Here is a 24,547-nt window from a genome sequence, read left to right as displayed (position 1 = left end):
GACGATCCCGTCCCGGGGCTCCGGCGCAAGCCTGTTCCCGGCGCGGCGGCCCGACGCCACGGGCGCCGCGCCGCCGCACGGGTCCCGCCTCAGTCCTCGTGCACGTGCGCGCCATGCCCCTTCGGGCAATGGCAGACCGCGGTCGGGCCGAACTCGACGCCGAAGGTCTGGCCGTCGCGATGGCGCTGCCAATAGAAGTTCGGCGCCTTCTCCGCGCGGTTGCCGATCTCGGCCATGTCGGCGTCTACGTCGAACAGGCGGCCGTCGACCATCACATAGCGGGTGTCGGCGGTGGCGCGGATGTTCTGCAGCGGGTTGTCGTTCAACACCACCAGATCGGCCTGCTTGCCGGTTTCCAGCGAGCCCAGCTGCTTGGACAGGCCGAGCAGATCGGCACCGTCGATGGTCGCCGCGCGCAGCGCCTCGAAGTTGCTGAAGCCGCCCTGGGTCAACGACCAGATCTCCCAGTTCGGCGACAGGCCCTGCAACTGGCCGTGGCCGCCGATCTGGATCTTGATGCCGGCGTCGCGCATCTTCTTGGCCGACTTGGCGACCTCGATATGCCAGTAGTCCCAGTCCGGCGCGATCTCGCGCCGGATCGAGCGCGCGTCCAGGGTCTCGCGCGGGAAGAAGCGGTTGAGCTTCTTGTCTTCCCAGACGTTATCGCGCGCGTACCACCAGTACTCGCCCGAGGTGCCGCCGTAGCTCACCACCAGGGTCGGGGTGTTGCGCACGTCGGTCTGGCGCCACAGCTCGATCACGTCCTTGTACAGCGGCGCCACCGGCAGGTTGTGTTCGACGCTGGTCACGCCGTCCAGCACCATGGTCATGTTGTGGTGGAAGGTCGAACCGCCCTCCTCGACCACCAGCATGCCCAGCTCGCGCGCGGCCTGGTCGATCTGCTGGCGCTGTTCGCGGCGCGGCTGGTTGTAGCTCTTGACCGAGAACGCGCCGTTGGCATTCATCCGGCGCAGGTGGCTGCGCGCGTCCTCCAGCGAGTTGACCACGGCTTTGAAGTCGCCGTCGGCGCCGTACAGGATGGTGCCGGTGGAGAACACGCGCGGGCCGACCATGCGCCCGGTCTTGACCAGCTCGGCTTCGGAGAACACGAACTCGGTGGTGGCCGAGGGATCGTGCATGGTGGTCACGCCGAAGGCGAGGTTGGTGTAGTAGGCCCAGTTCTGCTGCGGCACCACGCCCTGGCCGAAGTGCGCGGCGTGCGCGTGCACGTCGACGTAGCCCGGCACGATGGTCTTGCCGCTGGCGTCGATGCTGCGCGCGCCGGCGGGGATGCTCACCGAGGCCGAAGGGCCGACCGCGACGATGGTGTCGCCACGGACCACCACGGTGCCGTCCTCGATCACTTCCTGGGTCTTCTCGGCATCGCGCATGGTGACGATGCGCGCATGGGTGAAGGCGACCGTGTCCTTGGGCGCGTCCACGGCCACGCTCAGGCCGACCGCGATGCCGCCCTCGTTGCTGGGCTTGGGCAGTTCCTTGGGCGCGCCGGGCAGGAAGGCGAAGCTCTGGCGAAGATCGCGCGAGTAGTAGCGGTCGCCGACCATCCAATGCAGCGATTCGGAATCCGCGCTCCAGTGCAGGTAGCTGCCGACGTCGGCGCTGACCTGGGTGACCGGCATGGCCTTGCTGTCCTTGGACAGCTCCACCGCGGTGCCGGTGGCGACCAGCGGCGCGACGTAGGCGTTGAACAGTTCGGTGAAGGCGATCCAGTTGCCGTCCGGGCTGATGCTGACCGAGTCGACGTACTTCAGGCTGTAAACCTCGCGTGCGTCCTCGCCGTGCAGGCCCACCGACATCAGCTTCTTCTTCAGGCCGCCGCCGGTGAGGTAGTACACGCGCGTGCCGTCGGCGCTGAACTGCGGGGACTCGCCGCTCTCGGCCACGCGCACCGCCGCGCCGCCGTCGGCCGCCATCACGTAGACGCCCTGATCGCGCGACCACAGGCTGCCGGTGAGCCCGCCGCCGCCGCTCTTGCTGTAGACGATGCGGCGGCCGTCGGGCGAGAAGCGCGGGCTGTAGTAGAAGCCCGGTTCGCGGCTGAGCTTGCGCGCGCCGCCGCCGCTGGCATCGGCCACGTAGATCGCGGTCAGGTCCTGATCGGACCAGGTGGTGTACAGCAGCTTGCGGCCGTCGGCGCTGAAGCTGGGCTGGTACTCGTAATGGCTGTCGTCGCGGGTCAGGCGCTCGGGCGTGCCGTCGGGCAGGCGCTTGCGCCACAGATGACCGACGGCGTGGAAGATCAGGGTCTTGCCGTCGGCGCTGGTGGCGACATCGCGGATCATCTTGGGCGAGAAGCGGCCTTCGTCCAGGGTCTGCTCGAAGCGCAACGGCGCGGTCACGGTCTGATCGACCTGGGCGGTGAAAGGGACGTTGCTGGCCTTGCCGCTGGCCATGTCCACGCGCCACAGCTTGCCCTGGCCCCAGATCACCACCGCGCGCGAGTCCGGCGTCCAGTCGAAGTTCGCGTAGGGGCCGAAGATCGCCCAGGCCTCCTGCTGATCGTGCGAGAGACCGTCCCAGACCGGACGCACTTCGCCGCTGGTCAGGTCCATCACGTGCAGCACGGATTTGTCGCGCACGCGCTTCACGAACGCCAGCGACTTGCCGTCGGGCGAGGGCTGCGGCCGCACCGCGCCGCCGGCGGTGGAGATCAGGGTTTCGCTCTTGCCGGTCTGGCGGTCCAGACGCTTGATCGCGTAGATCGTGTCGTGGACGTTCTTGTTGTACTGGAACGAAGGACCGCCGGTGACGTCCTCGGAGTAATAGACGTAGCGGCCGTCCGGCGAGACCGCCGGTTCGCCCAGGTCCTGCTGGTCGTTCTTCTGCTTGGTCAGCTGCAGGCCGCCGCCGCCGGAGGCGTGGTACAGCCACAGCTCGCCGGCGCCCAGCGAGCGTTCGCCGGTGAAGTGCTTGCGCCCGATCAGATAGCGCCCGTCAGGCGTCCAGGCCGGGTTGTTGAGCAGGCGGAAGTCCTCCTTGCTTACCTGGACCGGATTGCTGCCATCGGTACGGATGCGCCACAGGTTGTTGCCGCCGCCGCGGTCGGAGGTGAAAGCCAGCTCGCGGCCATCGGGCGAATAGCGCGGCTGCACGTCCCAGGCCGGGCCGCTGGTCACGCGCTGGGCGGCGCCGCCGCCGATGGGCAGGCGATACAGATCGCCCAGCAGCGAGAACGCGAGCTCGCGCCCGTCCGGCGAGACGTCCACGTCCATCCACGTGCCCTCGTCGGTCTCGAAGCGCACGCTCTTGGTTGGGCCGTGCGCGGCCGACACATCCCACTTCTTCTCGTCCTTGGCTTCGCCGGGCTTGCTCGCGCCCTTGGCGGTCTGGGCCGATGCGCGCGCCGGATCGTTGCCGGCCGGGTCCAGGGCATCCTGCTCCAATTGATCGCGCGGCTTGTCGGCCTTGTCCTTGTCCTGCGGCGCGGGTTGCGGCGCCGGCTGCGGCGACGGCGGGTTCTGGGCGAGCGCCGGTGTGGCGGCGAGGGCGCTGGCGAGCGCGAGGACGAGCAGGCGGTGGCTGGGCATCGGGTCGGGTTCGGTTGGACGAGGTCCGAGCCTAACCCGCGCGGCGGCGCCGGCCCTGGGTCGAAAGTCGTGTGCGGGGCGTTGCGGGACGCAAAAGCAAATCCCCCTCGATCCCCCTTTTGCAAAGGGGGAGGCTTAAAGCAAAGGTTCGAAGCCCGCATCGTTACGAATCGGAAGGCGCACCGCTCTCCCTTCACAGGCGCACCGTTCCTCCTTATAGAAGGCGCACTGCTCCCCCTTTAGAGGGCGCACCGTACCCCCTTCAGACGCGCCGCTCCCCCTTCAGAAGGCGCACAGTTCCCCCCTTTGAAAAAGGGGGGCTAGGGGGGATTTGCTTTTCGAACATGCCAGGCTGCATCGCCACATGATGCTGGCATGACGCGACGCTTTCATCGCCTCACGACCCACCAGGCCGGGCCCAGGGCGCAGCGAGAGGTCCTCCGACACGCGATTTACGCCATCCGACGCCCGCTTGCGCCGCGCAGGCGCCGCGGACGGCGCGGCTCCGCCTAGCGAATCGAGACCCGCGCGATTCAGGCCACGACCGCGCGCAGCGAGTATCCTTGCGCGCCGCAAACCAGTCCCCGTGGCGTTATGAAGATCGGCATCGATTTCGGCACCAGCTACTCCGCCGCCGCGGTGGTGATCGACGGCGCGGTGCGCACCGTCTACTTCGGTGACGAGCAGCAGTTCCGCACCACGGTGTATTTCCCCGAGGCCGTGCCCGACGCGAATCAGTTCGAGCTGACCGACGCGCTCGAAGCCGAGGTCGATGCCCTGGTGCGCAGCGCCCGCGCGCAGCAGACCCGTGCCGCGAGCGAGGCCGTGGCCGCGCGCCGCGAGCAGGCCGCGCGCTTGCCCGTCGATCAGCGCGAGGCGGCGCTGGCGCTGATTTCCGCGCCCGTGCAGCGCAGCGACACCGACCTGCGCCGCGATGCGATCCGCGCGGTGCGCCGGCACTGGCTGGAACAACAGGTACGCGAAGCGCGCGCCTCGGCGGCATCCTTGCAGAACGCGGTGTACGGCGAAGAGGCGGTCGAGGCCTATCTAGCCGAAGGCTTCGGCAATCTGGTGCAGTCGCCCAAATCGATGCTGGGCTATCAACTGGCGCCGAATGTGCGTCAGACCATCGTCGGCATCGCCGGCTACATCCTCGAACACATCCGCCTCAGCGCCAGTCAACAGCTAGGCGCCAATGTGCGCTCGGCCGTGCTCGGCCGGCCGGTGCAGTTCCGCAGTTCGATGGGGGCGGCCGGCGGCGACCAGGCGCTGGCGATCCTGACCGAAGCCGCGGCCGGCGCCGGATTCGACGAGGTCAGTTTTCTCGAAGAACCGGTCGCCGCGGCGCTGGGCTACCACGCGCAAAGCGCGCATCGGCATCGCACCCTGGTGGTCGATATCGGCGGCGGCACCACCGACATCACCTTGGCCGAGGTCGGCGGCGCCGAGGAGCCGCTGGTGCTGGGGTCCTGGGGCATCGCGCGCGGCGGCGTCGACGTGGATCTGTCGCTCAGTCTGTCGCGCTTCATGCCGCTGTTCGGCAGAGGCGCCACGCGAGTGCCGGCGCATCACTTCGTCGAAGCCGCGACCGTGCACGACGTGGTGCGCCAACGCGATTTCCAGCGCCGCGACAGCTACCGCGAAGTCGCGGCGCCGTTCGGCCCGCGCCTGATCGCCCTGCAGCAAGGCGGCAACACCACGCGCCTGAGCCGGGCGGTGGAGTCGGCCAAGATCGTCTTGAGCGCGCACGACGATCACCGCGCCGAACTGGACTACATCGAACCCGCGCTGGCGCTCGCGACCGGCGCGCAGCATCTCGCTCAAGCGGCGGAGCCGTTCCTGGGCTTCTTGTCCGAATTGCTGCGCGAGGTCGGGGAAGAAATCGGCGAGCCGCCCGCGGCGGTGTTCCTGACCGGCGGCATGTCGCGCGCACCGTATGTGCGCGAGGCGGTGCAGCGCTGTTTCCCCAGCGCGCGCCTGGTCGCGGGCGATCCTTCCCTGGGCGTGGTATCGGGCTTGGCGTTCGCGGCGGCTCGGGCGGCTTGATCGGCCAGCCACGACGGTCGCGCGGCGATAGCGGGCGCGGCGTTGTGGGCCGCAAGAAGCAAATCCCCCTCGATCCCCCTTTTCCAAAGGGGGAGGCTCACAGCAAACGTTCGAAGGCAGCGTCGTTTCGAATCTGACGACCTGCCTTTCCCCCCTTTGAAAAAGGGGGCTAGGGGGGATTTGCTTTTAGCGCAGACAGGCGTCGACGCCCGAGACACCGCGCCTCAATCCTCGAACTTGCTCCCACCCTCGGCCGCAAAGCCCGCCGCCACACCGCCCTTGCCGATGTTGACCATGCTGGTCAGGCTCATCACCGCCTCGAACAGCTCGACGTTGTGATCGCGGCAGGTGTCGCGCAGGCGCTCGTAGCCGGGCAGGGTGCGCATCTCCTCGAGCTCGCCGCCATAGCTCAGGCACATGGTCGGCGTCATCAGCCCGTCGCGCACGCGCTTGCCGCAGTAGTCGAACAACTTCTGCGTCGCGGCTTCGAAGCCCTTGATCTTGGCCACCGGCCCGGTCTCGCCGCGGTTGCAGTGCAGCACCGGCTTGATGTCCAGCATCGTGCCCAGGGTGGCGCTGAGCAGGCTTACGCTGCGGTCGCCGCGCACGCGGGTGCGCGCGCGGATGTAGTTCAAATCGCGCGGAATCAGATAGCCCTGGGTGTGCAGGGCCAGGTTCTCCAGGCGCGCGCGGATCTTCGGCGCGCCCTCGCCGGCGTCGCGCAGGCGCACCGCCTCGACCGGCAGGATGCCCTGGGCGGCGAACAGGTTTTGCGAATCGATCACCCGCAGCGCGAACGGCGTGTTGTTGCCGGCGGCCATGCGCACCGGCTTGTAATCGTTGAGGATGGCGAAGCTGGCCTGGTTGGCGTTGTCGTAGATCGGGCTGCGCGTCTTCGTGATCGTCATGCAGAACACGTAGTCGTAGTCGATCGCCAACTGGCTCACGAACAAGTCGCGCACCTGCTGCACCGTGAACGGGGTGGTCTCCGCCTCGAAGCCGCGTTCGGCCAGATGCGTCTGCAGGAAGTGCAGTGTGGCTTCGGGGTTGCGATGGTCGGTCAGTACCGCCTCGCCGATCCGCACCGTGACCGGCAGCAGATGGATATCGTGCTGCTGCAGGTACTCCAACGGCAGATCGCAAGCCGAATCGACGACGAGTCCGATGCGCATAGTCCCCCCCCGGGTGTTGGGCGCCAAGACATTTCGAATTGTGACCGGCAGCATACCCGGCATGCGACAAGGCCGTGTCTACGGCCCTGAACGGAGGTCCCGGGGTCGTTCAGGCTTGGCGCCGCACCGCCACAGGCAAGGTGCCCACGCGCTGCATTTCGGGGTCGGCGAGCACCGCCGGGTCGCGCAGCGCGGCCAGGGCGAAGTCGTGGGCGTCGTTGCCCCAGAACATGCCGCCGTCGAATGCCAGGGTGGGCACGCCGTACACCCCGGCCGCGATCGCGGCCTCGGTGTTGGCGCGCAGCGCGGCCTTGGTGGCCTCGCTGCCGATATCGTCCGGCGCCACACCCAGCGCGGCCGCCAGCGGCGCCAGCGCTTCGACGCTGTCGCCGGCATGGCCTTCGCGCCACAGCCAGTCGAACACCGCGTCGACCGCCTCCGGCGTGCTGCCGGCGGCCACGCACAGGCGCAGCGCGGGCAGCGGGTTGAACGGATGCGCGGGCGGAAAACGCAGCGGCACGCCTTCCTGGCGCGACTGCCACAGCACGTGGCGGTAGGTGAACTCGCGTTTGCCCGGAATCTCGGCCGGGCCCTTCTGGCCGCACGCGGCCAGCACCGCGCCGAACACCACCGGCACCGGCCGCAATTTCGCGGTCGCCGGCGGCAGCGCTTTCACCTTCTGCCAGGCCAGATAGGAGAACGGGGAAATGAAATCGAAGTACCAGTCGATGACGGTCATGGGCCTGCTCCTCAGCGCCATGCGCCCAGGATCACCCCGTACAGGATGAACTGGAGGATGTGGTAGCCGCTGTCGATCATCCACAGCTTGAGGCTGCGCTGGGCGAAGGCGTAGTTGATGCCGAAGCTCATCGCCACGAAGAACAAGCCGACCACGAAGCCCACCCCGAAGCCGTCCGCCGCGCCGGCGCCGGTCGGCAGCAGCACGGTGAAGATCAGCGCCGACAGCAGGCTGCACACGAAGGCGATCGCGAAGATCCGCGCCGGGTGCCGCGGCGCCGAATCGGGATCGATCCCAGCCTCGCGGCACCAGGCCTTCTTGAACAAGGGCCCATACCAGATCCCGCCTAGCAGGAATGCGGAAGCGGCCGCGGCGATCACCGCCAGCCAGTTGAAATCGATGGTCGGGAGGGTCATGCCTGGGAACTCCGGAGCAGGGACGAGACGGCTTCAGCAGCCGACGGATTCGTAGGTGGATACCGCGTGCAGCAGCTCGCCGTCCCTGGCGCGCGACGACAGGAACAGCGTCGGTCGCGAAACGTTGTAATGGTCGGTGGTATCGAAGATCAGGTCGAGCTTGCCGTCGCGGTCGAGGTCGCCGGCGAACAGCAGTTGCGGCGTGGCGTCGTCGCCGAGCAGGACGATGTCGACCTCGCGCCGGGCGTCCACCCGCATCAGCGCCTGTTCGACGCCGCCGGCCCCGACCAGCACCACCGCGCAGCGCGCGACCGGCGGATCGCCGCGCATGGGCGGGCATTGCGTGCGGATGCGATAGTCCCGGCCGGCGAACTCGAGCCGGTAGCTCGGCAGTGCGCCGTCCTGGCTGCGTTCGGGGATGCGCGCCGGGGTCACCTTGCCCGCGGCCAGGCCGTTGCCGCGCAGGTAGGCCAGGACCTGGGCGCCCTCGGCGTCCGGGTCCGGTTCCAGCGCCGACGACACGCGCCGGCCGCTGGTCTGGCCGGGCTCGTCCAGGATGGGGTCTTCGACCGCCCGCACCCGCAGCCGGGTCGAGGTCAGCGAAGCCGCGTCCGTGGAGGCGCGCAGGGCCAGCCAGGTTTCGCCGTCGCGCGCGACCGGCTCGTCGCCATGGAACTGTCCGGGCGGTTGCAGCGCGATCGCGGCGGCCAGCAGCAGCGGCGGCAATGACAACGATGGCATCTGGGGCGTCCTGCGGTCCGGTCGAACGCCGCCAGCATACGTCGCGCGGGGGCTTGTGGCGCGCGGCGACCGGGCCGACACTGGCGCGGACGCGGGGAGCCGATGAAACGAGTCTGGATCGCGGCCTGTCTGGTGCTGTGCAGTGTCTGCGTGCAGGCGTGGGCCGCCGGCATCGTGCGCGTCGAACGCCTGACCCAGCCCCCGCCGGCCTCGTTCGAGGCCCTGCGCGCGCTGCCCGACACGGCCTATGCCGCGCAGTCCGGCCCGCCCCAGCTCACCGGCGCTCAGGACGGCCGCGGCTGGTGGCGCCTGCGCCCGGAGTCCTCGGAAGAGCCGCGCGTACTGCTGGTCTATCACCCCTTCAGCGCCCGCATCACCGTGCTGGCGCCGCCCGACTACCGCGCGCGCAGCGCCACCATCTTCGATCCCGGCACCCAGGTCAGCCATTCGCGGCGCGCGCTGGCGTTTCCGCTGAGCGCGGCCGGCCCGGTCTACGTGCGCGTCGAGGGCGCGCGCTATCCCCTGCAGATCGCGGTGCGTTCCAGCGAGGACTACGCGGTCGAGGACCACCGCCACGTGCGCGTGCTCTGGCTCAGCATGGGCATCCTGGTCGGCGTGTCGCTGGTGGTGCTGCTGTTCTGGACCCAACTGCGCGAGCGCGTGTACCTGCTGTTCTCGGCCAGCATGATGCTGCAGCTGCTGTACGTGCTGTGCGCCTACGGCGACGCCTACACGCTGCCGGTGCTGGCCTGGCTGGGCCGCTTCGGCGTGGCCGGCATCTGGTTCGTCGCCACCTCCTCCACCATCGTCACCGTGCTGTTCCTGATCGAGTTCGCCGACCTGCGCCCGCGCGCGCCGTGGCTGACGCGCGCGCTGCTGGTCGTGGGCGCGTGGCTGCCGCTGGCGCTGCTGATCGGCCTGGTCTCGCCCTGGCCGGTCAGCAAGGCCTGGTTCCCGCCGCTGGGCAACGGCCTGCTCATGCTGGCCAACGTGCTGGCGGTGGTCGCCCTGGCCACGGTCTGGCTGCGCGGCGGCCGCCACGCCGGCTTCGTACTGATCGCATGGGTCCCCCTGGTCACCGTATCGACCGCGCGCGCGATGCAGCTCAGCGCCGGCGTGCCGCTGACCTCGCTGCTGGAATACGGCCTGCCGGTGATGCAGGCCTTCGCCGCCGTGGTCCTGGTATTGGGCCTGGCCGATCGCATGCTCACCTTCCGCCGCGAACGCGACGTCGCCCAGCTGCACGCCGAACACGACGCCCTGACCGGCGTGCTCAACCGCGCCGGCATCATCACCCGCCTCAACCGCGCGGTGGTCGAGGCGCGGCGCAAGCGCCAGCCGCTGTCGGTGCTGTTCCTGGACCTGGACCACTTCAAGGCCATCAACGACACCTACGGCCACCCCATCGGCGACGCCTGCCTGTGCGCGGTCACCGAGAGCATCCATTCCGAAACCATGCCGCTCTACCAGCTCGGCCGCATCGGCGGCGAAGAATTCCTGCTGCTGCTGCCCGGCGTAGGCGACGCGGTCGCGCGCGACACCGCCGAACAGATACGCCGCAAGGTCGAGCGCCGCTGCCGCGAGGTCAAGGGCGTCCTGGTCGCGCTCACCCTCAGCATCGGCGTGGTCGAGTGCGGCCCGGAAGACAGCGCCGCCACCTTGATCCAGCGCGCCGACGCGGCGATGTACCGCGCCAAGCACGAGGGGCGCAACCGGGTGGTGTTGTTGGATGCGCAGACCAACGCGGTGTAGGGTGCCGCGATGCCGGAATCCTCCACGCTCTACTTAGTGCTCGCGCTGCTGGTCTTGCCGGCGGTCTTGCTCGCCTGGCTCGGCTACCGCTACGGCTACGCTCAGCGCGTGACCGCCATCGGCCTGTTCTGGCGGACGCTGCTGTACTGCGCCGCGTTGAGCTGGTCGCTGACCGGCGGCCTGTCCCACGACGCGGCTTGGGGCTTGGTGCTGCCCGCCGCGCTGATCTGGACCTTCATCGGCGCCGACGCTTACGCGCTGCCGCCGTTGTGGGTGACACCGGCGCTACAGGTCTTCGTCTACCTGGCCGCCGTGTTCTGGGGCTACCACCGCCGGCAGGCGACCTATGTGCCGCTCCCGTCGGCCGATGGCGGAGCCGGCTGAGGATGGGAGTACTCGAACGGTCGGTGGCGACCCTGCGCGTATCCGGCGACGACTTACTGTCGGAGGAGATCACGGCCTTGTTGGGCGCGTCGCCCACCTATTCGCACACCAAGGGCGACCGGCGTGTTTTTGCATCGGGCCGCGAGCGGATATTCAAGTTCGGGATATGGAACCTGTCCGCCAAGGTTGCCGAGCCCGAAGATCTGAACGCCCAAGTCTATGAACTGCTGGCGCAGCTGACGCCCGACCTCGCCGTCTGGCGCGAACTCTCCGAGCGTTACAGCGTCGACTTGTTCTGTGGCTGGTTCATGGCCAACGGCAACGATGGCGTCTCGATCGCACCTAGGATTCTGCTGGCGCTGGGTGAGCGGGGCATCGAGCTCGACCTGGACATCTATTCGCCATCAGATGATTGAGCGCGATTAGTTATCCCACTCTGAGAAAGGCGTGCCAGCGCTGGGGTTGGAGAAGTGGCAGCATTGATCAACAGCAGGTCCGATAGAAAACAAATGCCGACGCTAGCCACGCTGCACAAAGCGAACCTTCTTGCCGCTTCCATGTACGGCTTGGTTAGCCTCTGGGTCTGCTCGTCCTATCAACTATGGGGCTCACATCCGGTGGGGCATGCGTTTCCCGCAGCCAGCGCTGGTGTTACAGCCATCTGGGGGCTGCACTGCTGGCAACTGGGTGTCGCGGTCGGAGTGCACGGTGCATCGGCGCTTCGCAGCGCTTCGATACCCGTGGCGATATCCGTGCTGGCAGCAATCGCATGCTGGTATCAGTATGTGCAGCAATTTTAGTTCTGGCGCATGCGCTAGCCGGGGACTGCCATGGCACACCCATTCGACCCCAAAGCCATTGGTTAAGGCGTCGCCGTATTCGTGCTGGGCTACTTGGTTCTATCCGTCTTGGCAACGATCGCTGTTGGCGCAGAGAATTCCACGGTCCATCGTGTCCTGTGGGCGCTAGTTCAATTGGGCGGTGTCGTGATTCATCGCTTTTTGCCCGCCTTTGCCCGTTCCGCGAGCCGACGCGCCTTTTCGTACAGCGCTTTCGCCTTGTCCTGGTTGCCCTGGGCCGCATGCGCTTCGGCCAGGCTGTCCCAGGCATTGGACGAGTCCGGGAAGAACACAGTGTTCAGTTCGAACACGCGTAGCGCAGGTTCGACGCCAAGGTTCTCCCGGATGGCGTAGCCGGTCGCGTTGACGGTGCGCTCCAGGTCGGCATCGCTAAGACCGCGATTCGCGCGTATCGATCCAGCCTGCGCCGATGCATCGCCTTTCGCAGGCGCCTGCAACGCGTAGCCAACCAAGGCTTCAAACAATGTTTCCACCGGGAATCGATCGGGCGCCGCCACGGCCATAGCGCTGCCCACCAGCACGCGCGACCAGACGTTCTTGGCGCTGCCGTTGGTCAGGTAGGCGAATACGTAAACATCGCCGTCCAGCGAGCCCTGAAACAGCACGCGCACCCGCACGCGCGTGCCGCCGTCGTGTCCGACCTGTCGATAGGTGCCGCTCTCGCCGTACTCCCACCCGGCCGCGAACCCGCCGAGTCGCCCGTTGGCCAGCGTGCGCGGCTGCCAGAGCCGGCGCAGCGTGGCTTTGCCCACCAGTTCGCCCGAGGTCACCGCTTTCAAGAACCGGCCAAGATCGTCCAACGTGAGGTACAGCCCGGCGTGGCCGTGGGCATAGTCCGGCCAGTCGATATCCTGCTCCGGTACCAGGCGCCCATCCTTGCCGACGTAGCTGCGCACCACGCCTTGCTTGGGCAGCGTAGCCGGGCCCAGCCAGGTATGCCCCAGCTGCAGCTTGCGCACGATGCGCTCATCGGCGATCTGCGCGTACGGCTTACCGTAATGGGCCTCCAGCAGCGCGGTCAGCACCAGAAAGTTGCTCTGCGTGTAGCGCGTGTCGGTGCCGGTGGCGAACTGCAGGGGCGTATCGGCCAGCGACGCGAACACCGCCGGCAAATCTTTGGGAAACGCCATGGCAGTTGAGGCCGCCCCGTCCTGCCGTTGAGCGAAGTACTCCGGTACGCCAGAGGTGTGGTCCAGAAACTCGCGCACGCGAATGGTCTGCCAAGCTTTCGGCAGGCCGGGTACGTAGGCGCTGGCGGGCCTGTCCAAGTCCACCTGGCCCTGCTCGACCAACTGCATGATCAAAATGCTGACGAACAACTTGCTCAGCGAGTAGGCGGCGAACACGTGATCGGCCGTGACCCGCTCATGGCGCGCCGCATCGGCCTCGCCATCCGCTCCGCGGAACAACACTTCCCCATTGTGCGCGACCAGCAGGGCCTGCCCGGCGATGCCGTAGCGCTGTCGATTGACCTCCATCTGCCGGGTCAGCGCGGCGGACAACGCCTCGTCCGCGAAGGCCGCGCCCGGCAACAGCAAGGCCAGCGCGAGCAGCATCGTCAGGGTGCGCCTGAAGGTCATCCTATCTCCCATAGTGGTGAAGCGTCCCGGCGATCGTGGCGGCATCGCTGCGCGCGCCACCTGGACACCATCGCGACCATTAGCTTGCCCGATAGACGAAGAGTTTCCTTGCTTGAAGCCCACCGGTTCAGCGCATTGTCCCCAAGGCGGAGCGGCGGAATCGCTTGCCCGGTCGCGGAGGTAGGTCCGACAATCGTCCGACGGCTATCCAAGGGGGACGGATGCGTATCCACAGCGTCGAGATCTATTTCGGCTGGGCCGACCGCGCGAACATGCGCCGTCCAGACCGCCAGGCCCTGGCATGCCTGTTGTTTCGCGACAGCTTAGGAGATGGCCGATGACCGCAAATCTGACCGCATGCCGACGTCCGTTGCCAGATCCCGGTCGACCCCAGTCATGCAGGGTGGCGATAGCGATACTGGCGATGGGGCTGGCATCGTGCGCTTCCACGCCGCGGCTCAACGACCCCGCGATGTGCGAGCAACTGGACGCCTGGGCAAGCGCCGTCGCCGCGAACAGCGTCAGTACCGTCAGGCTAAGCCGCGGCGGCACCTGGATGGTCGACCATTACAAGACTTGCGAACACAGCGACGACGATGCCGCGCGAAGATTCTGCAGTTGGGCGATGGAGTATGCGTCCACCGAGTTTATGGAGGTAAACATCAATAGGGCCCTAAGTTGCCTGCAGGGCCAACGAATCGCGGGTCCCGTCGGAAACACGGGTGTTGAGTCCTGGTCGGGCAAGACTTCGTTCTACAGTCCCCAGTTGGCAGCCGACAACCTCTCCGTCGATATGGAGTACTTCATGGACAATTCCAAGGATGACCGGGTGGACTTCCTCCAGATCACCCTTAGGGTCAAGTAGCTGGCCCAACCTTGGAGAGCCGATGAAGTACCCGAAAGCTGTGTGGGTGCTGTCGCTGGCGAGCATGTGCAGCATCGCGGCGTTTGCGGCGCGGCCGACGATGCTGAAACAGCTGCTGGCCATGGGCGCCTTCCTTGTGGCCGGTCTTCTGTTCTTGATCTGTCTGGGATGGGCACTGACGCGCGAGAAGGGTCGGCGCCTGAGGGCAGCCATCGTTCCGGCGGCGGTGCTGGCGGTTGTACCGATCGGCATCGAACTCGGGCATGCGATCCGCGACTGGCAATTCCAGCGCGACTTGCCGCGCTACCAGGCTGCGGCCGCCTGGGCCTCGACTTTGGCGGTGCCTGGCGAGACGGTGACCGTGCTGCCTCCCCCAGCAGCGTATGCGGACCTGACCTACGGGGTGCACATTACTCAGAACGAGACCTGCGGCTTAGTGGTGGACTTCTTCTGGGGCGGCGGCTTTCCGGTCAAACACACGGTCCGTCGCTACATTGCCGACCCTACGTCGATGCAGCGTAAGCCGTGCAGGGAAGGGTGGAGGCGGGGTCGGCAGCGGGCGGAAGGGTGGTTCGAGCTTGCGGATTGATCCGATGCCTAGTGCAATCAGTAAATCCGATCCGTCTAACCGGTCATTCGAGTCGATGCAGCTTCGCGCCTCGGTCAATTCATGTTCCAGGAGGCGATAGTGAAGTACGCGATCGGTCTGCTGGCTTTGTGCCTTTCCGGCTGTCTCCACACCGAGAGTGCGTCGATTCTCGTGGAGCCGGCCTCGGCTATGTTGGTGGAGGGCAAGATCCTCCGAGAGTCCGTGGGCGTCGAGACGCTCGGCGGAGTATTTACGCCGTTGCTGACCAAGGGCTGCGAGATTCCCTGCTCGCGATCCGAAACCTTCAGCACGGCGGAGGATGGCCAGAGCCAGATCCTCGTGCGCCTCTATCGTGGCAATACCCGTATGGTCAAAACAGCTCGATCTTTGGGGGAATTTCAGATTACGGGCTTTGCACCAGCGCGACGTGGAGAGCCTGCAATCGCCGTGAAGTTCGAGGTCGATGCCGGCGGGTTCACGCTCTCGGCAACGGATATCAAGGATAGCTCCCGGCTGTCCATTACTCGGATCGAGTAGGGTCAATCAGTCGTCGAACCCCTTGGGCAGCGCCAACCCCGAGGATCCGGCCACCACCTTGCGCAGGCTGGACACGGCCGCCGACGACAACGAGCGTTCCGCCAGCATCGCCGGAACCCTGCCGCCGAAGTCAGTCAGCGACACGTAGGTCAGGCGCGTCCCCGCGCCCGTGGGCGTCATGACCCACTCGCCACGCGAGCGCAGCGCGATGCAGTCGGCCGATGGCTTCTTGCCTACGTAGTCCAGGGATACGAACTTCACCCGGATCTCGCCATTGCCCGGCGCGTGCCGTTCGAAACGCATGGAGTAGCAGCGTTCGCTGGTGACCGGCGTGCTCAGCACGTCCGACCACACGGTCACGTCCCGCCCGCGCTGGACGAAGCTGCGGCGGATGTTCTTGTTCTTCTCGTCCAGGTACTTCCCGAACAGGTAGTCCGCGATGGCCTCCGGCGACGCCTTCAACAAGGTGCTGATACGCAGCTCTTCGAAGCGTGCCCCCGGAATACGCCGGCTCTCTATGCGGATGCCGTCCTTCTCCTTGGTCAGCTGCCATTGCTGTGCCCGCGCCTCGCCGGCCAACCAGCTCACGCCGGGCAGTAAGAGCAGGCACGCAAGGCTCCGGGCCATCCCACGAGGCGCTTTCGGTGCCCGTCGCGCGATTCGAATGCGGAATGAATCCATGGCGGTCTCGCGGCGCTTGAGCGGTTCCGGCGATTCGATGCCAATCCCATGACAGGGGCAAGACAGTCGATGGCTCCCGCCCGGGGCGCGGAGGACAATGACGCCGCCCCCCGTTCCGGCTACCTTTCGCTCATGGGCTTTGGGCAGGCACCCCCTGCCGCCGACCAACCGTCGTGGAGTCAACGCATGAGCAACGACAACCCCGCCTTCTGCGCCATCTACCGTTGGCGCCTGCACCCCGGGACCGAGCAGACCTTCGTCGAGGCCTGGTCGCGGGTGACGCAACTGCTGCGGGCCGAACGCGGCTCGCTCGGTTCGCGCCTGCATCGCGGGCCGGACGATCTTTGGTACAGCTACACGCAGTGGCCGTCGGCGGCGGCGAGGGCCGAAGGGCTGGCGCGTGAATCGGTGGATGTGGAGGCCTGGGCGCGGATGCGCGCGTGCATCGCCGAGAGTCTGCCCGAGGTGATCCTGGAACCGGTGGCGGATTTCCTGGCGCCGCTGCGTAAGGGCGATGCCTAGCGGCACGCGGCCGCGATGGGCAGTCGCCGCTGGGCGTCAGATCCCGTACTCCGGCAATGCAAACTCATCGTGGAAGTAGCGCCCCATCAGGATCTTCGGGAAGACCGGGAGGCGCATCAGCAGCGTGGCGTAGTCGCGAGCGCGCACGCCCAGTGCCGTTCTGGGGACGAACGAGGCTGCCAGGCTTTCCGCGAGCTTCTGCTTGCGCGCGACGACCGCCATCAGGCGCGCCTGGTACTGCGCGATGGCCGCAGCGGTGTCGCCGCTGTGCCGATGCAGGTCGCCCGCCAACACGTAGGCCTGCGCCAGCGCGAAGCCTGCCCCCTCGCCCGCGATCAGGGACGGGCAGGCCGCGGCGTCGCCGATCAAGGCCACCCGGCCTTCGGCCCAGGCGTCCATGCGGATCTGGCTGATGCTGTCGAAGTAGACGTCGTCCGCTCGCTCCAGCGCCGTGACGATGGCATCCGATTCCCAGCCGATGCCGGTGAGCGCACCGGTCAACGCCGCCTTGCGCTCGACAGCGTTGGTCGGAGCACGCCCCGGCAAGTGCTCGTCCCGCAGCAATACGAAGAACAGCATGCGATCGTCGCGCAGCGGGAACCGGGCCACGTACCGGCCGGGCGCGGTGTACGCCACGTAGGTGTTCCCGCTGCGGGGTCGGTAGCCGGCGACCTCGAACGAAGCGACATGGCAGCCCATCGGGTACTCGAACCTGTCGTCAGGCCCGAAGACCAGCTGGCGCACGCGCGAGTGCAGACCGTCCGCGCCTATCACCAGATCGACCTCCCGCGGCGCCGCCTGCTCGAACCCGACACGCACCCGCGCCCCGTCATCGTCGACAGCGGTCACGCTGTCGCCGAACAGCATCTCCACCCGGCCCTCCAGCGCACCATAGATGGTCGCGGCAATGTCGTATCGGGCCAACGTGGCCATGCGCCCCTTGGCGAGCTTCAACAACACGCTGGAGAGATAGCCGCCCCGCGTGCGCCCCGACCGGTCCACCATGCGCAGCTCGTCGGAGTGGTGCTGCAACTCCAGTAACGTCGGCAGCAGGCCCATCTTTTCCAGCGCGTCGTAGCCGATGCCCCACAGGTTGACCACGAACCCGCCGGTGCGCAGCGCAGGCGCCCGCTCGACCAGCAACACCTCGTGGCCCAGCTTACTCAGCCAGTAGGCGAGCGCCGTACCGGCAATGCCGGCGCCGTTGATGGCGATTTTCATCGATGCGGGATCTCTGTGGGCCGGGTGGAAGCGAGCGCAGACGTATAACCGAACCTGGTTGCGAACTAAAGGAGGGGCACGGCGAGTTCTCGCGGAGTGTCCTGGAAAAGTGCACTCTGGCCATTATCTCGGACCCCTGTTTTGGAGAGCCTGCAGTGACCAAGAAGCACATCGCCGCCGAAAAGATTCGCTACGTGAAGCTGGGGAAAGGCGGAGAATGGGAGAGCGATTGTGCGGCGCGTGGCATCCTGCGCATGGGTTTCGAGACGGCAGACCCGTACTCGATGGAGCTGGCGCTCGCAGGCCGGTGGGAGGAGTTTTCCGCTGCATGGGCCAAGGATCGAAAGTCCGGCGTGGCTACCCGCTATGCGGGTGAAGTACGCGAGTACTTTGAGGACGACGGCACGACGTTGTGGGTGACCTTCATCGACGACAGGCTGCATTGGGGATTTCTTGCGCCAGGCAATCCGCAGGTTAATGACCCCGACAACCCAGAAGACTCAAGTACGTTCCGTAAGGTCAGGGGTGGCTGGCGTGACGCAGACATCAACGGCAGGGTGCTGGCCAAGTCGTCCTTGCCAGGCACCATTTCAAGCCTGTCCAGCTATCGAGGCACGTCGTGCTGGGTCCATGACGAGCGCCGACTCCTGGCTCGAATCAACGCAGTGCAGACTCCGGAGGTGACGCGTGCCGAGGCCGCACACAGAGAGCTGATTGCGGCTGCGGTTCCGCTGATTCAGAAGTTGCAGCCAGCTGAATTCGAGACGCTCATCGACATGCTGTTCAATGCTGGAGGCTGGCGAAGGATTGGAGCCATTGGTGGGCAGATCAAGACCAAAGATCTGGATCTTGAGCATCCGATCCATAAGGAGCGCGCCTTCGTCCAAGTGAAGTCCGAAGCAAAGCAGAAGGTCTTCGATGAGTACATGGCCAAGCTGAAGAGCATGACCCACTACGACCGCATGTACTTCGTCTATCACACCAGTGGAAAACCACTGATCTGCGATGATCCCAAGGTGACGTTGCTAGGGGCGGGTGATGTAGCGCAGTTCACCATTGATCAAGGCTTCATGGGTTGGCTGATTGAGATGAATCTGTAGTTTGACCAGCTTAAGGCTATTCCGACTAGAGATGGTCGGGGAAGGCAAGGGCAGGTCAGAGTGAACTTCCGATAAGCGTCTTGGAAAAGTGCACTCTGACCCCTGTTTCAGGTGCGAGTGCGGCCATACGTGGTCATCTGTATCTGGTGAGGCCGCTGCGATGTACAGCCAGAGCGCCATCAAATAGTTCGTGCAGTGAGAGGCGCTTTACGGTCAGTCTGCGTTGAGGGTTTTCGTTCACAATGAAAATTGCTCATGTGATCGAGTTCGTTCGCCTCGAGTCCGAGTCTCTATCTGATATAGAGACCGTGCTGATAGGTTCTGTCTTTCACGTCACAAAGCGAGAGAACTTGGCGGCTATCGAGGCATCTGGGGCTCTCCTCCCAAATTCAGATAATTCATTCTTGACCACCTTTGGATCATCTGAAAACTCGTTCTTTCGCAATCGAGGCTGCATCAGCGTATTCGACTATCGTGCTCCATCTGCTGGCACCTGGGAGCGAAGGACAGACTGCTATCCGTTCCAGCCAGCATCTCCAGGCAATGAAGGTGTCGCGATTTTTGTGCTAAACCGAGTCATCTATGGACGCCTCCAGCCCTGGACGCTTTGGGGTGAGGAAAAGGCTTATAACGAGAAGATTGCTCCATACTTCGAAGCTGGCCACGAAGGTCCAATCTCACTGAGCCTCGTGGATCGGCTGATTCTTCTAAAGATCATGGAAGATCCGTTGTCTCTTGCAGCGATGGTCAGAAAATCCTTCAATCCGCTGCGCGAATAAGTCGACGAAATCTAAGATGTGGCTCTCGCAACCGGGTCACGATATGGGGCATGTTACGCCGGTGACCCTCGCGATCAGCGTGGTTGCAGAAAGTGAGGCATGCTCAAAAGGCCTTCGGAACAATGTTGCATGAAATAAATGCTAGCGAGCTTCCGCTCAGGACTATGGATTCGGCGTAAGCGTGAGCGCCAGCAATTAGTGGGAGACGGAGGTGCAGATGTGCATAGCTCTCATGACCTGGTTGCTCCAAGCTGCCTTGACAATTCGAGAAAGAAGTCATCGGATAACTCGAACAGGTAGTCCGCCGGCTCAGTGCAGCCAGAATGGCGGGTCAGAGTGGGCTTTCACGGTGTGTCCTGGAGAAGGCCACTCTGTCTCTTGTTTTCCGTGAGCGAAATTTCAAGCGTGACGTCTAGCGGCCGTGAACGAAATGGCACAAGCGCTTTTCGTTAGCGGAGATCGTCTCGACTCTGGTTAAAGCGGGAGGGGACTTGTCGAAAGCGTTCTTGTGGCGCTTGTATGCACGGCAGTAAAAGTTTCTAACAATAAAGGACATGAAAGCAGATGGGCCCATTGGGCCTGAGACCGGAATGCGACATCCTTCGTACTGTCCGAGGGTTAGATGGGATGCTGGATGAACTGAGTCGACGCAATCTTCTGGTGCATAGTCAAAGCGTATAGGAAATCGAACAAGTCTTCTGGCAATAATATCTCCATAGAGTTCATCTTCTTCGTATAGACCTGGTGCCTCATCTAGCGTCGGAAGTACTGGGTTTGGAAAGTATGCTAGTCGGTGACGGAGCAGTCTTTCGTCCGCATCAAATCTGTACTGAAAAATTAGAAGCCCTCCGTCAATCAGCTTGACGTCGTAGGCGTCATTTGTATCGATATCTCGATAGACATCTTCATAGCTCACATCACGTAGCGCTATTGCACTACTTGTGGGACGTCCTATCCGTATGGCTCCTCCCGGGCCTGGCTTTACAGTCGTGTGAAATTGTTTGACAGAAAGACTCGTCTTTATCAATCGACTGACCACATCCTCGACCTGGGCGCGGACCGTGCTCGGCGTCATTTTTGCTTCCCTGTCTTCTTCAGCGCCTCCAACTCCAAGATAAGCTGGTCAGCATCGACCTCTCCACGCTGAACCGCCTGCAGTAATTGCTCCCTTTGCTGCTTAACGGTGGTGCGTCGCGTTTTTGCCTTTCCTCCAGCAACTTTGTTGATGATGCGTAGCTCTTTCTTTTCAGCCATTGTCGGATAAGTGAACTTCAACTTGTAGTCGTTCTCATGAAGCGCCCGCCACTCGTTGGTCAGAACATCCATATTTGGGCCAAGTCCAAGTACTCGCACCCATGCTTTCGAACGAGAGATTGCGGTAAAAAGTCGGTTGCGTCCAAGAGCAGTTGCAGTTTTGTCCCAGCCTGAGGCGCAGTCCTGAGCGTTCATGATGTAAACCATGCCAGCCTCATTACCCTTCGCCCGGAATACTCCAGTGAATGTGACCGCGCCAGCCTTGCTGAACACGTCAGCGGCCGTGCTCACGCCGGCTAGCTCGCTATTGATGCCCGAAGAGAAGAGCATCTCTCGTGGAAGCGCCACTTCGCGCTTCGTCGTAATCGGATTGGGATTGATTACCACGATATCCTCGGGCCTCAACTCTTGCTCTAGGATGTCATTCCGAATTGATTGGACGAGCCATTTCGCTTGGTCAGCGGCACTGTCGAACTTTTGGAACAGAATCAAATCCTCTACAGGAGAGTGGTTCTGGAGAAATTCTGGTGATGTTTGGGTGGTGCGCGCAAGGGTGACCGCAGTGGCTGGCTCAAGCGCTCCTTCCTCTACTACGTAGCCGACATCAGTCCATAGGTTGTCGTCATCGAAGATTTGAACCAGCCCCTTCTCACGATAAATGCCAAATCCAAGTGCATGAGCAGTGGCTAGCAATGGCCCAGAATTTCGATAGCACTTTTCGAGAATTATGTCCTGTCTAGGGCCGCCATCCTCCTGATTTAGGCGGACTAATGGCTTTCCATCTGCGGAGGTCCCAAACAGTTCCTCGGCCGGCGGCATCGACGATCCGGTCAGAGATTGAAGTTCATCGTATGCATAAACCAGGCGATGCGGTGGTGGCAAAGATACGAAGCACAATCTCAGGAACTCCACCGGAAGATCTTGAGCTTCATCGATCAAGATCATGTCATAGAGATCTGTTGGCTCCTTGGCTGCTGCCAACGCTTCAGCGCACGCACCTTGAAATTCCTTTCCTTCACCAAACTTGCCTTTAGCCATTCCGAAGTCGAGATATGGAATCTGATTGGCTCGGCAGAACTTGTGATAGATCCCGTCACGTTCCTTGTCACCTGGTCCGCCCCAGGCGTTGATGATGTCGATGCAGTCCCAATCAGGCTCGGCGCCGGTTTGCTCAATAGTGAAGCTATTGATGAGGCGGCGAAATTGCTCCTTTAGTGACCTTGTGTTGAAAGTCACACCAATCCGCCATGTTGGATTTTGTGCGTGGAGATATGCAACCTTTAGCGCAAGAACAATTGTCTTGCCAGATCCCGCGAGCCCTCTGATTCGTTGCACGCCCTCAACGGTCTCGATGACGGCTTGAGATTGGTGCTGGTCGAGATTTGCGATGGAGTCCTCAACTCGCTTCAGCTTTGCACCGCGCGAATCCTCTTTTTTGGGTTCGCGCTTCTGTTTGCCAGCGCGAATTGATGTCACAACTTGGATTGCTCCAACGAGAGTCTTGTATACGGAAGCCGACTCGGTCCAGGTGAACTGGTTGATCAGTCCGAGGAGCTCAGGTCGTGAAGCGATGAAATACGGATCGTTGGACTCGGGATGTGTCGGTTTCGCAGGGCAATAAGTGACGACATGAATGTCAAACTTAAGCTGACGACCATTCTTCAAGCCGGGATGAGGCTTGAGACGCACCTCCAACATGGAGGCGATTTCGTCTTGACGAGATTGAAAGTCACCGATCTCGTTCGCCTCAACCAAATCGAAAGCTATAAGGCCCAACTGAGGGGACGCCAAGAGTCCGTCTAGCTTGAGCGGCCCAGTGGGTGTGCCGATGACTGGGTACCCCAAATAAAGGTATCCGTCGAGCGCGGCGTCCTTTGCAAGGTCTTCGGCGAGCAGCCGCGATGATATCGGCTTCTCTTGCGACGTTCCCCAAATGACCTCAATCATGCGACGTTCCTTCTATTTTTGGACAAAGCGTATAACAGGAATTCCGGTGTATCTGCCTTGAAGAACTGGAGACGCTCATTCGATTTCTGAGCGAGATGGTTAGGCGATGCTATGAGTCCGTGTTCCTGAGTCCGCAGTATCTACTTTTCCGATATCCAAACCATAGCGATATAAGAGTGTCCGGAGTGTGCGTCCGGACCTCGCTGGGATAGCTGCCTGGACGAACGCCTCCGACCCCTTCATAGGCAAGGACCGCAGCCATGACCCTCCCCGAACAGCTCACCCTCCCGCCCGACCTGCTGCTGCAGCTCTGGCCCGCCCAGGACGACCCGACCACCGACGCCGTCGCGCTGGCCGCGCTAGGACCCGAACGGCTGGACCGCTTGTGCCTGCATGCCACCGATCGGACACAACGGGCGATGGAGGACGCGCGCGGTTTGTTGGAAGTCGCGCTTGAAACGTTGGAGTTGCAGTTGTCGGCCGATCATCAGCGCCGTCTGCTGGAGCGGGCGGACGACGAGCTGGCCACGGCCCTGCGCTGGGGCACCTTGGCGGCCAATGCGCGTTTTTGCCGGGAGCAGCCGGAGCTGGCGCGGCAGCTGGGCGGCGCCACGGCGGACGGGGCGCGCTCGGGTCGCACGGGCAAACGCCAGCGGGGCGCGGCATAGGGTGCGGCGCGCCGGGGCGAATCCGCCGCCGCTGTAGCGCAGCGGCGGAGTGTCGCTAACGAAGGCTTGGGGTCAGAGCTCCGGTTCCGGGTCGCCGCCCCAGAACGGACAGCGGATGATCTCGACCGTCACATGGGCCGAGGTCACGCCCCGGTCCAGAAACGGCGGCGATCCGGGCGGGCAGTTTTCGTAAGCCCTGAGGCCCACCACCTCGGTCTTGGCTGCGGTCGAGAAGTAGGTGGCCAACGTGGTGTAGCCATAGGCCGGGTAGGGCAAGGCCCACGCGGCCAGCGAGACCAACATGCCCAACGTCGCTGCGGCGCCGAGCATCCATAGCCGGCGGTGGCCGGTTCGCTTCTGCATCTTCATGCGCTCTCTTCTCCTTGAGATGTACGGCTTGGGGAGCCGGCCGTACTTCGGCCGTGCGTGCCTGCCGGGTTCCGGCGCGATCCGCGCTTGGCCAGTATCGGCCGCTTCCGATCCGCTATTCAATTTGCGGCAATGCCTCAGATGAGTGTTGCCTTGCGACCGAAGATAGATAGCGGCGATATCGTGTGCGAAACGTTAGAGTTGCAGTTGCTGGCCGATGACCTCGGTTGCTGTCACTACTACGGCTGTATCCGCGCACCGCAATGGGCGCTTGACCGGATATTCGTTGCTGGAGTTCAAGGAATGAATGAGCTGATCGCCACGCTAGGGTCGAAGCCGGAGGCACCCGAGACGGCGTTTACCTTGGCGCCCTATTCATTGACGGCGCATACGCAGGCGCCGTTGGAAGCAGGCATGGCGGCGGTTCGCTATCTGAGTGCGATAGCGCACGGCATTCAGTTGCAGCTGGATGCGCGCGGCACGATTCAAACCATCTTTCTGCACGGTGCCGGCAAGGACGATTTCAGTCAGTACGGCGGCGCGCTCGGGCACGGCCTTACGTTCGCGTCGTCGCGTGCTGAAGTGGAAGCGGTGCTGGGTGCGCCGGATCGCGGGGCTTCGCCGGGGCGGACTTTGCTGGGCGCGCACGGCGGTTGGTTGCGCTACGACCACCCGACGCATTCCGTACACTTCAGTTTCGATGCGGCGGGTGGGCTGGCGTTGGTGACGATCCTGACGGCGGAGGCGCGGCCGAAATGACGCCGGAGAAGAAAGTTC

Annotated in this window: 22 protein-coding genes; 12 read left to right on the top strand and 10 right to left on the bottom strand. The window is 64.2% G+C overall.

Annotated elements, in window-relative coordinates; translation table 11 throughout:
• Nucleotides 1-89: 89 nt before the first annotated feature.
• Nucleotides 90-3,548: an amidohydrolase family protein gene (locus ASE35_RS14405; protein WP_082611288.1), complete on the bottom strand. Its 3,459-nt coding sequence runs from the start codon at nucleotides 3,546-3,548 to the stop codon at nucleotides 90-92.
• Nucleotides 3,549-4,142: 594 nt separating this feature from the next.
• Between ASE35_RS14405 and ASE35_RS14400 the strand changes: the two genes are divergently transcribed.
• Nucleotides 4,143-5,594: an Hsp70 family protein gene (locus ASE35_RS14400; RefSeq protein WP_057164277.1), complete on the top strand. Its 1,452-nt coding sequence runs from the start codon at nucleotides 4,143-4,145 to the stop codon at nucleotides 5,592-5,594.
• Between the two features lie 224 nt (nucleotides 5,595-5,818).
• Here ASE35_RS14400 and ASE35_RS14395 read toward each other — a convergent pair whose 3' ends face one another.
• The 4 genes from ASE35_RS14395 to ASE35_RS14380 all read right to left on the bottom strand — a co-directional run bounded on the left by ASE35_RS14395 (nucleotide 5,819) and on the right by ASE35_RS14380 (nucleotide 8,662).
• A complete protein-coding gene (locus tag ASE35_RS14395) occupies nucleotides 5,819-6,766 on the bottom strand; it encodes a DegV family protein (protein ID WP_056181030.1) in 948 nt (315 codons plus the stop codon).
• Nucleotides 6,767-6,875: 109 nt separating this feature from the next.
• Nucleotides 6,876-7,505: a 2-hydroxychromene-2-carboxylate isomerase gene (locus tag ASE35_RS14390; RefSeq protein ID WP_056181028.1), complete on the bottom strand. Its 630-nt coding sequence runs from the start codon at nucleotides 7,503-7,505 to the stop codon at nucleotides 6,876-6,878.
• An 11-nt stretch (nucleotides 7,506-7,516) separates the two neighbouring features.
• The gene (locus ASE35_RS14385; protein ID WP_056181025.1) at nucleotides 7,517-7,921 is read right to left on the bottom strand and encodes a DUF1761 domain-containing protein; all 405 of its coding nucleotides are present in this window, start codon (nucleotides 7,919-7,921) and stop codon (nucleotides 7,517-7,519) included.
• Between the two features lie 33 nt (nucleotides 7,922-7,954).
• Nucleotides 7,955-8,662: a hypothetical protein gene (locus tag ASE35_RS14380; protein WP_157489483.1), complete on the bottom strand. Its 708-nt coding sequence runs from the start codon at nucleotides 8,660-8,662 to the stop codon at nucleotides 7,955-7,957.
• Nucleotides 8,663-8,764: 102 nt separating this feature from the next.
• On the opposite strand from ASE35_RS14380, the gene ASE35_RS14375 reads away from it, so the two are divergent.
• The 3 genes from ASE35_RS14375 to ASE35_RS14365 are packed head-to-tail and all read left to right on the top strand — an operon-like array spanning nucleotide 8,765 to nucleotide 11,214.
• Complete coding sequence (locus tag ASE35_RS14375) at nucleotides 8,765-10,414, top strand: diguanylate cyclase (RefSeq protein WP_082611287.1); 1,650 nt, start codon at nucleotides 8,765-8,767, stop codon at nucleotides 10,412-10,414.
• A gap of 9 nt (nucleotides 10,415-10,423) precedes the next feature.
• Nucleotides 10,424-10,798 (top strand): hypothetical protein, encoded by a 375-nt coding sequence (locus ASE35_RS14370; RefSeq protein WP_057164274.1) that lies wholly within the window; start codon nucleotides 10,424-10,426, stop codon nucleotides 10,796-10,798.
• Between the two features lie 2 nt (nucleotides 10,799-10,800).
• A complete protein-coding gene (locus ASE35_RS14365) occupies nucleotides 10,801-11,214 on the top strand; it encodes a DUF4279 domain-containing protein (RefSeq protein ID WP_057164273.1) in 414 nt (137 codons plus the stop codon).
• A 575-nt stretch (nucleotides 11,215-11,789) separates the two neighbouring features.
• On the opposite strand, the gene ASE35_RS14360 is transcribed toward ASE35_RS14365, so the two are convergent.
• Nucleotides 11,790-13,238: a serine hydrolase domain-containing protein gene (locus tag ASE35_RS14360; protein WP_057164272.1), complete on the bottom strand. Its 1,449-nt coding sequence runs from the start codon at nucleotides 13,236-13,238 to the stop codon at nucleotides 11,790-11,792.
• A gap of 337 nt (nucleotides 13,239-13,575) precedes the next feature.
• Between ASE35_RS14360 and ASE35_RS14355 the strand changes: the two genes are divergently transcribed.
• From ASE35_RS14355 to ASE35_RS14345, 3 genes are all read left to right on the top strand, one after another.
• Nucleotides 13,576-14,103 carry a hypothetical protein gene (locus ASE35_RS14355; protein WP_157489482.1) on the top strand — a complete coding sequence of 176 codons (528 nt, stop codon included), beginning with the start codon at nucleotides 13,576-13,578 and terminating at the stop codon, nucleotides 14,101-14,103.
• A 22-nt stretch (nucleotides 14,104-14,125) separates the two neighbouring features.
• A complete protein-coding gene (locus ASE35_RS14350) occupies nucleotides 14,126-14,692 on the top strand; it encodes a hypothetical protein (protein WP_057164270.1) in 567 nt (188 codons plus the stop codon).
• Between the two features lie 99 nt (nucleotides 14,693-14,791).
• Nucleotides 14,792-15,229, top strand: coding sequence for an Hsp70 family protein (locus ASE35_RS14345; RefSeq protein WP_162259062.1), 438 nt, complete (start codon nucleotides 14,792-14,794; stop codon nucleotides 15,227-15,229).
• Nucleotides 15,230-15,235: 6 nt separating this feature from the next.
• On the opposite strand, the gene ASE35_RS14340 is transcribed toward ASE35_RS14345, so the two are convergent.
• Entirely contained in the window at nucleotides 15,236-15,910 is a 675-nt protein-coding gene (locus ASE35_RS14340; protein WP_235570077.1) for a hypothetical protein, read from the bottom strand.
• 186 nt (nucleotides 15,911-16,096) lie between these two features.
• Between ASE35_RS14340 and ASE35_RS14335 the strand changes: the two genes are divergently transcribed.
• Nucleotides 16,097-16,432: an antibiotic biosynthesis monooxygenase family protein gene (locus ASE35_RS14335; RefSeq protein ID WP_057164267.1), complete on the top strand. Its 336-nt coding sequence runs from the start codon at nucleotides 16,097-16,099 to the stop codon at nucleotides 16,430-16,432.
• A gap of 36 nt (nucleotides 16,433-16,468) precedes the next feature.
• Here ASE35_RS14335 and ASE35_RS14330 read toward each other — a convergent pair whose 3' ends face one another.
• Nucleotides 16,469-17,653, bottom strand: a complete 1,185-nt coding sequence (locus ASE35_RS14330) for an FAD-binding domain (protein ID WP_057164266.1) — start codon at nucleotides 17,651-17,653, stop codon at nucleotides 16,469-16,471.
• Nucleotides 17,654-17,808: 155 nt separating this feature from the next.
• Between ASE35_RS14330 and ASE35_RS14325 the strand changes: the two genes are divergently transcribed.
• Both ASE35_RS14325 and ASE35_RS21760 read left to right on the top strand, forming a co-directional pair.
• The gene (locus ASE35_RS14325; RefSeq protein ID WP_057164265.1) at nucleotides 17,809-18,753 is read left to right on the top strand and encodes a restriction endonuclease; all 945 of its coding nucleotides are present in this window, start codon (nucleotides 17,809-17,811) and stop codon (nucleotides 18,751-18,753) included.
• Between the two features lie 404 nt (nucleotides 18,754-19,157).
• Nucleotides 19,158-19,532: a hypothetical protein gene (locus ASE35_RS21760; protein ID WP_200957033.1), complete on the top strand. Its 375-nt coding sequence runs from the start codon at nucleotides 19,158-19,160 to the stop codon at nucleotides 19,530-19,532.
• Between the two features lie 1,071 nt (nucleotides 19,533-20,603).
• Here ASE35_RS21760 and ASE35_RS20790 read toward each other — a convergent pair.
• The gene (locus tag ASE35_RS20790; RefSeq protein ID WP_082611285.1) at nucleotides 20,604-22,733 is read right to left on the bottom strand and encodes an ATP-binding domain-containing protein; all 2,130 of its coding nucleotides are present in this window, start codon (nucleotides 22,731-22,733) and stop codon (nucleotides 20,604-20,606) included.
• Nucleotides 22,734-22,993: 260 nt separating this feature from the next.
• On the opposite strand from ASE35_RS20790, the gene ASE35_RS14310 reads away from it, so the two are divergent.
• Entirely contained in the window at nucleotides 22,994-23,401 is a 408-nt protein-coding gene (locus ASE35_RS14310) for a hypothetical protein (protein WP_057164262.1), read from the top strand.
• A gap of 72 nt (nucleotides 23,402-23,473) precedes the next feature.
• Here ASE35_RS14310 and ASE35_RS14305 read toward each other — a convergent pair whose 3' ends face one another.
• Entirely contained in the window at nucleotides 23,474-23,770 is a 297-nt protein-coding gene (locus tag ASE35_RS14305) for a hypothetical protein (protein WP_057164261.1), read from the bottom strand.
• An 87-nt stretch (nucleotides 23,771-23,857) separates the two neighbouring features.
• On the opposite strand from ASE35_RS14305, the gene ASE35_RS14300 reads away from it, so the two are divergent.
• Nucleotides 23,858-24,529, top strand: a complete 672-nt coding sequence (locus ASE35_RS14300) for a hypothetical protein (RefSeq protein WP_157489481.1) — start codon at nucleotides 23,858-23,860, stop codon at nucleotides 24,527-24,529.
• Nucleotides 24,530-24,547: the final 18 nt, after the last annotated feature.

The organism is Lysobacter sp. Root916 (assembly GCF_001429785.1).
Lineage (GTDB): Bacteria > Pseudomonadota > Gammaproteobacteria > Xanthomonadales > Xanthomonadaceae > Lysobacter.
Note: the sequence above shows the minus strand (reverse complement) of the source record. Positions and strands in the feature narration are given on the sequence as shown.

What these genes read in the sequence shown, in the direction of transcription:
- ASE35_RS14405 (WP_082611288.1), bottom strand. Translation starts at nt 3,548, where the DNA reads ATGCCCAGCCACCGCCTGCTCGTCCTCGCGCTCGCCAGCGCCCTCGCC.
- ASE35_RS14400 (WP_057164277.1), top strand. Translation starts at nt 4,143, where the DNA reads ATGAAGATCGGCATCGATTTCGGCACCAGCTACTCCGCCGCCGCGGTG.
- ASE35_RS14395 (WP_056181030.1), bottom strand. Translation starts at nt 6,766, where the DNA reads ATGCGCATCGGACTCGTCGTCGATTCGGCTTGCGATCTGCCGTTGGAG.
- ASE35_RS14390 (WP_056181028.1), bottom strand. Translation starts at nt 7,505, where the DNA reads ATGACCGTCATCGACTGGTACTTCGATTTCATTTCCCCGTTCTCCTAT.
- ASE35_RS14385 (WP_056181025.1), bottom strand. Translation starts at nt 7,921, where the DNA reads ATGACCCTCCCGACCATCGATTTCAACTGGCTGGCGGTGATCGCCGCG.
- ASE35_RS14380 (WP_157489483.1), bottom strand. Translation starts at nt 8,662, where the DNA reads ATGCCATCGTTGTCATTGCCGCCGCTGCTGCTGGCCGCCGCGATCGCG.
- ASE35_RS14375 (WP_082611287.1), top strand. Translation starts at nt 8,765, where the DNA reads ATGAAACGAGTCTGGATCGCGGCCTGTCTGGTGCTGTGCAGTGTCTGC.
- ASE35_RS14370 (WP_057164274.1), top strand. Translation starts at nt 10,424, where the DNA reads ATGCCGGAATCCTCCACGCTCTACTTAGTGCTCGCGCTGCTGGTCTTG.
- ASE35_RS14365 (WP_057164273.1), top strand. Translation starts at nt 10,801, where the DNA reads ATGGGAGTACTCGAACGGTCGGTGGCGACCCTGCGCGTATCCGGCGAC.
- ASE35_RS14360 (WP_057164272.1), bottom strand. Translation starts at nt 13,238, where the DNA reads ATGACCTTCAGGCGCACCCTGACGATGCTGCTCGCGCTGGCCTTGCTG.
- ASE35_RS14355 (WP_157489482.1), top strand. Translation starts at nt 13,576, where the DNA reads ATGACCGCAAATCTGACCGCATGCCGACGTCCGTTGCCAGATCCCGGT.
- ASE35_RS14350 (WP_057164270.1), top strand. Translation starts at nt 14,126, where the DNA reads ATGAAGTACCCGAAAGCTGTGTGGGTGCTGTCGCTGGCGAGCATGTGC.
- ASE35_RS14340 (WP_235570077.1), bottom strand. Translation starts at nt 15,910, where the DNA reads ATGGATTCATTCCGCATTCGAATCGCGCGACGGGCACCGAAAGCGCCT.
- ASE35_RS14335 (WP_057164267.1), top strand. Translation starts at nt 16,097, where the DNA reads ATGAGCAACGACAACCCCGCCTTCTGCGCCATCTACCGTTGGCGCCTG.
- ASE35_RS14330 (WP_057164266.1), bottom strand. Translation starts at nt 17,653, where the DNA reads ATGAAAATCGCCATCAACGGCGCCGGCATTGCCGGTACGGCGCTCGCC.
- ASE35_RS20790 (WP_082611285.1), bottom strand. Translation starts at nt 22,733, where the DNA reads ATGATTGAGGTCATTTGGGGAACGTCGCAAGAGAAGCCGATATCATCG.
- ASE35_RS14310 (WP_057164262.1), top strand. Translation starts at nt 22,994, where the DNA reads ATGACCCTCCCCGAACAGCTCACCCTCCCGCCCGACCTGCTGCTGCAG.
- ASE35_RS14305 (WP_057164261.1), bottom strand. Translation starts at nt 23,770, where the DNA reads ATGAAGATGCAGAAGCGAACCGGCCACCGCCGGCTATGGATGCTCGGC.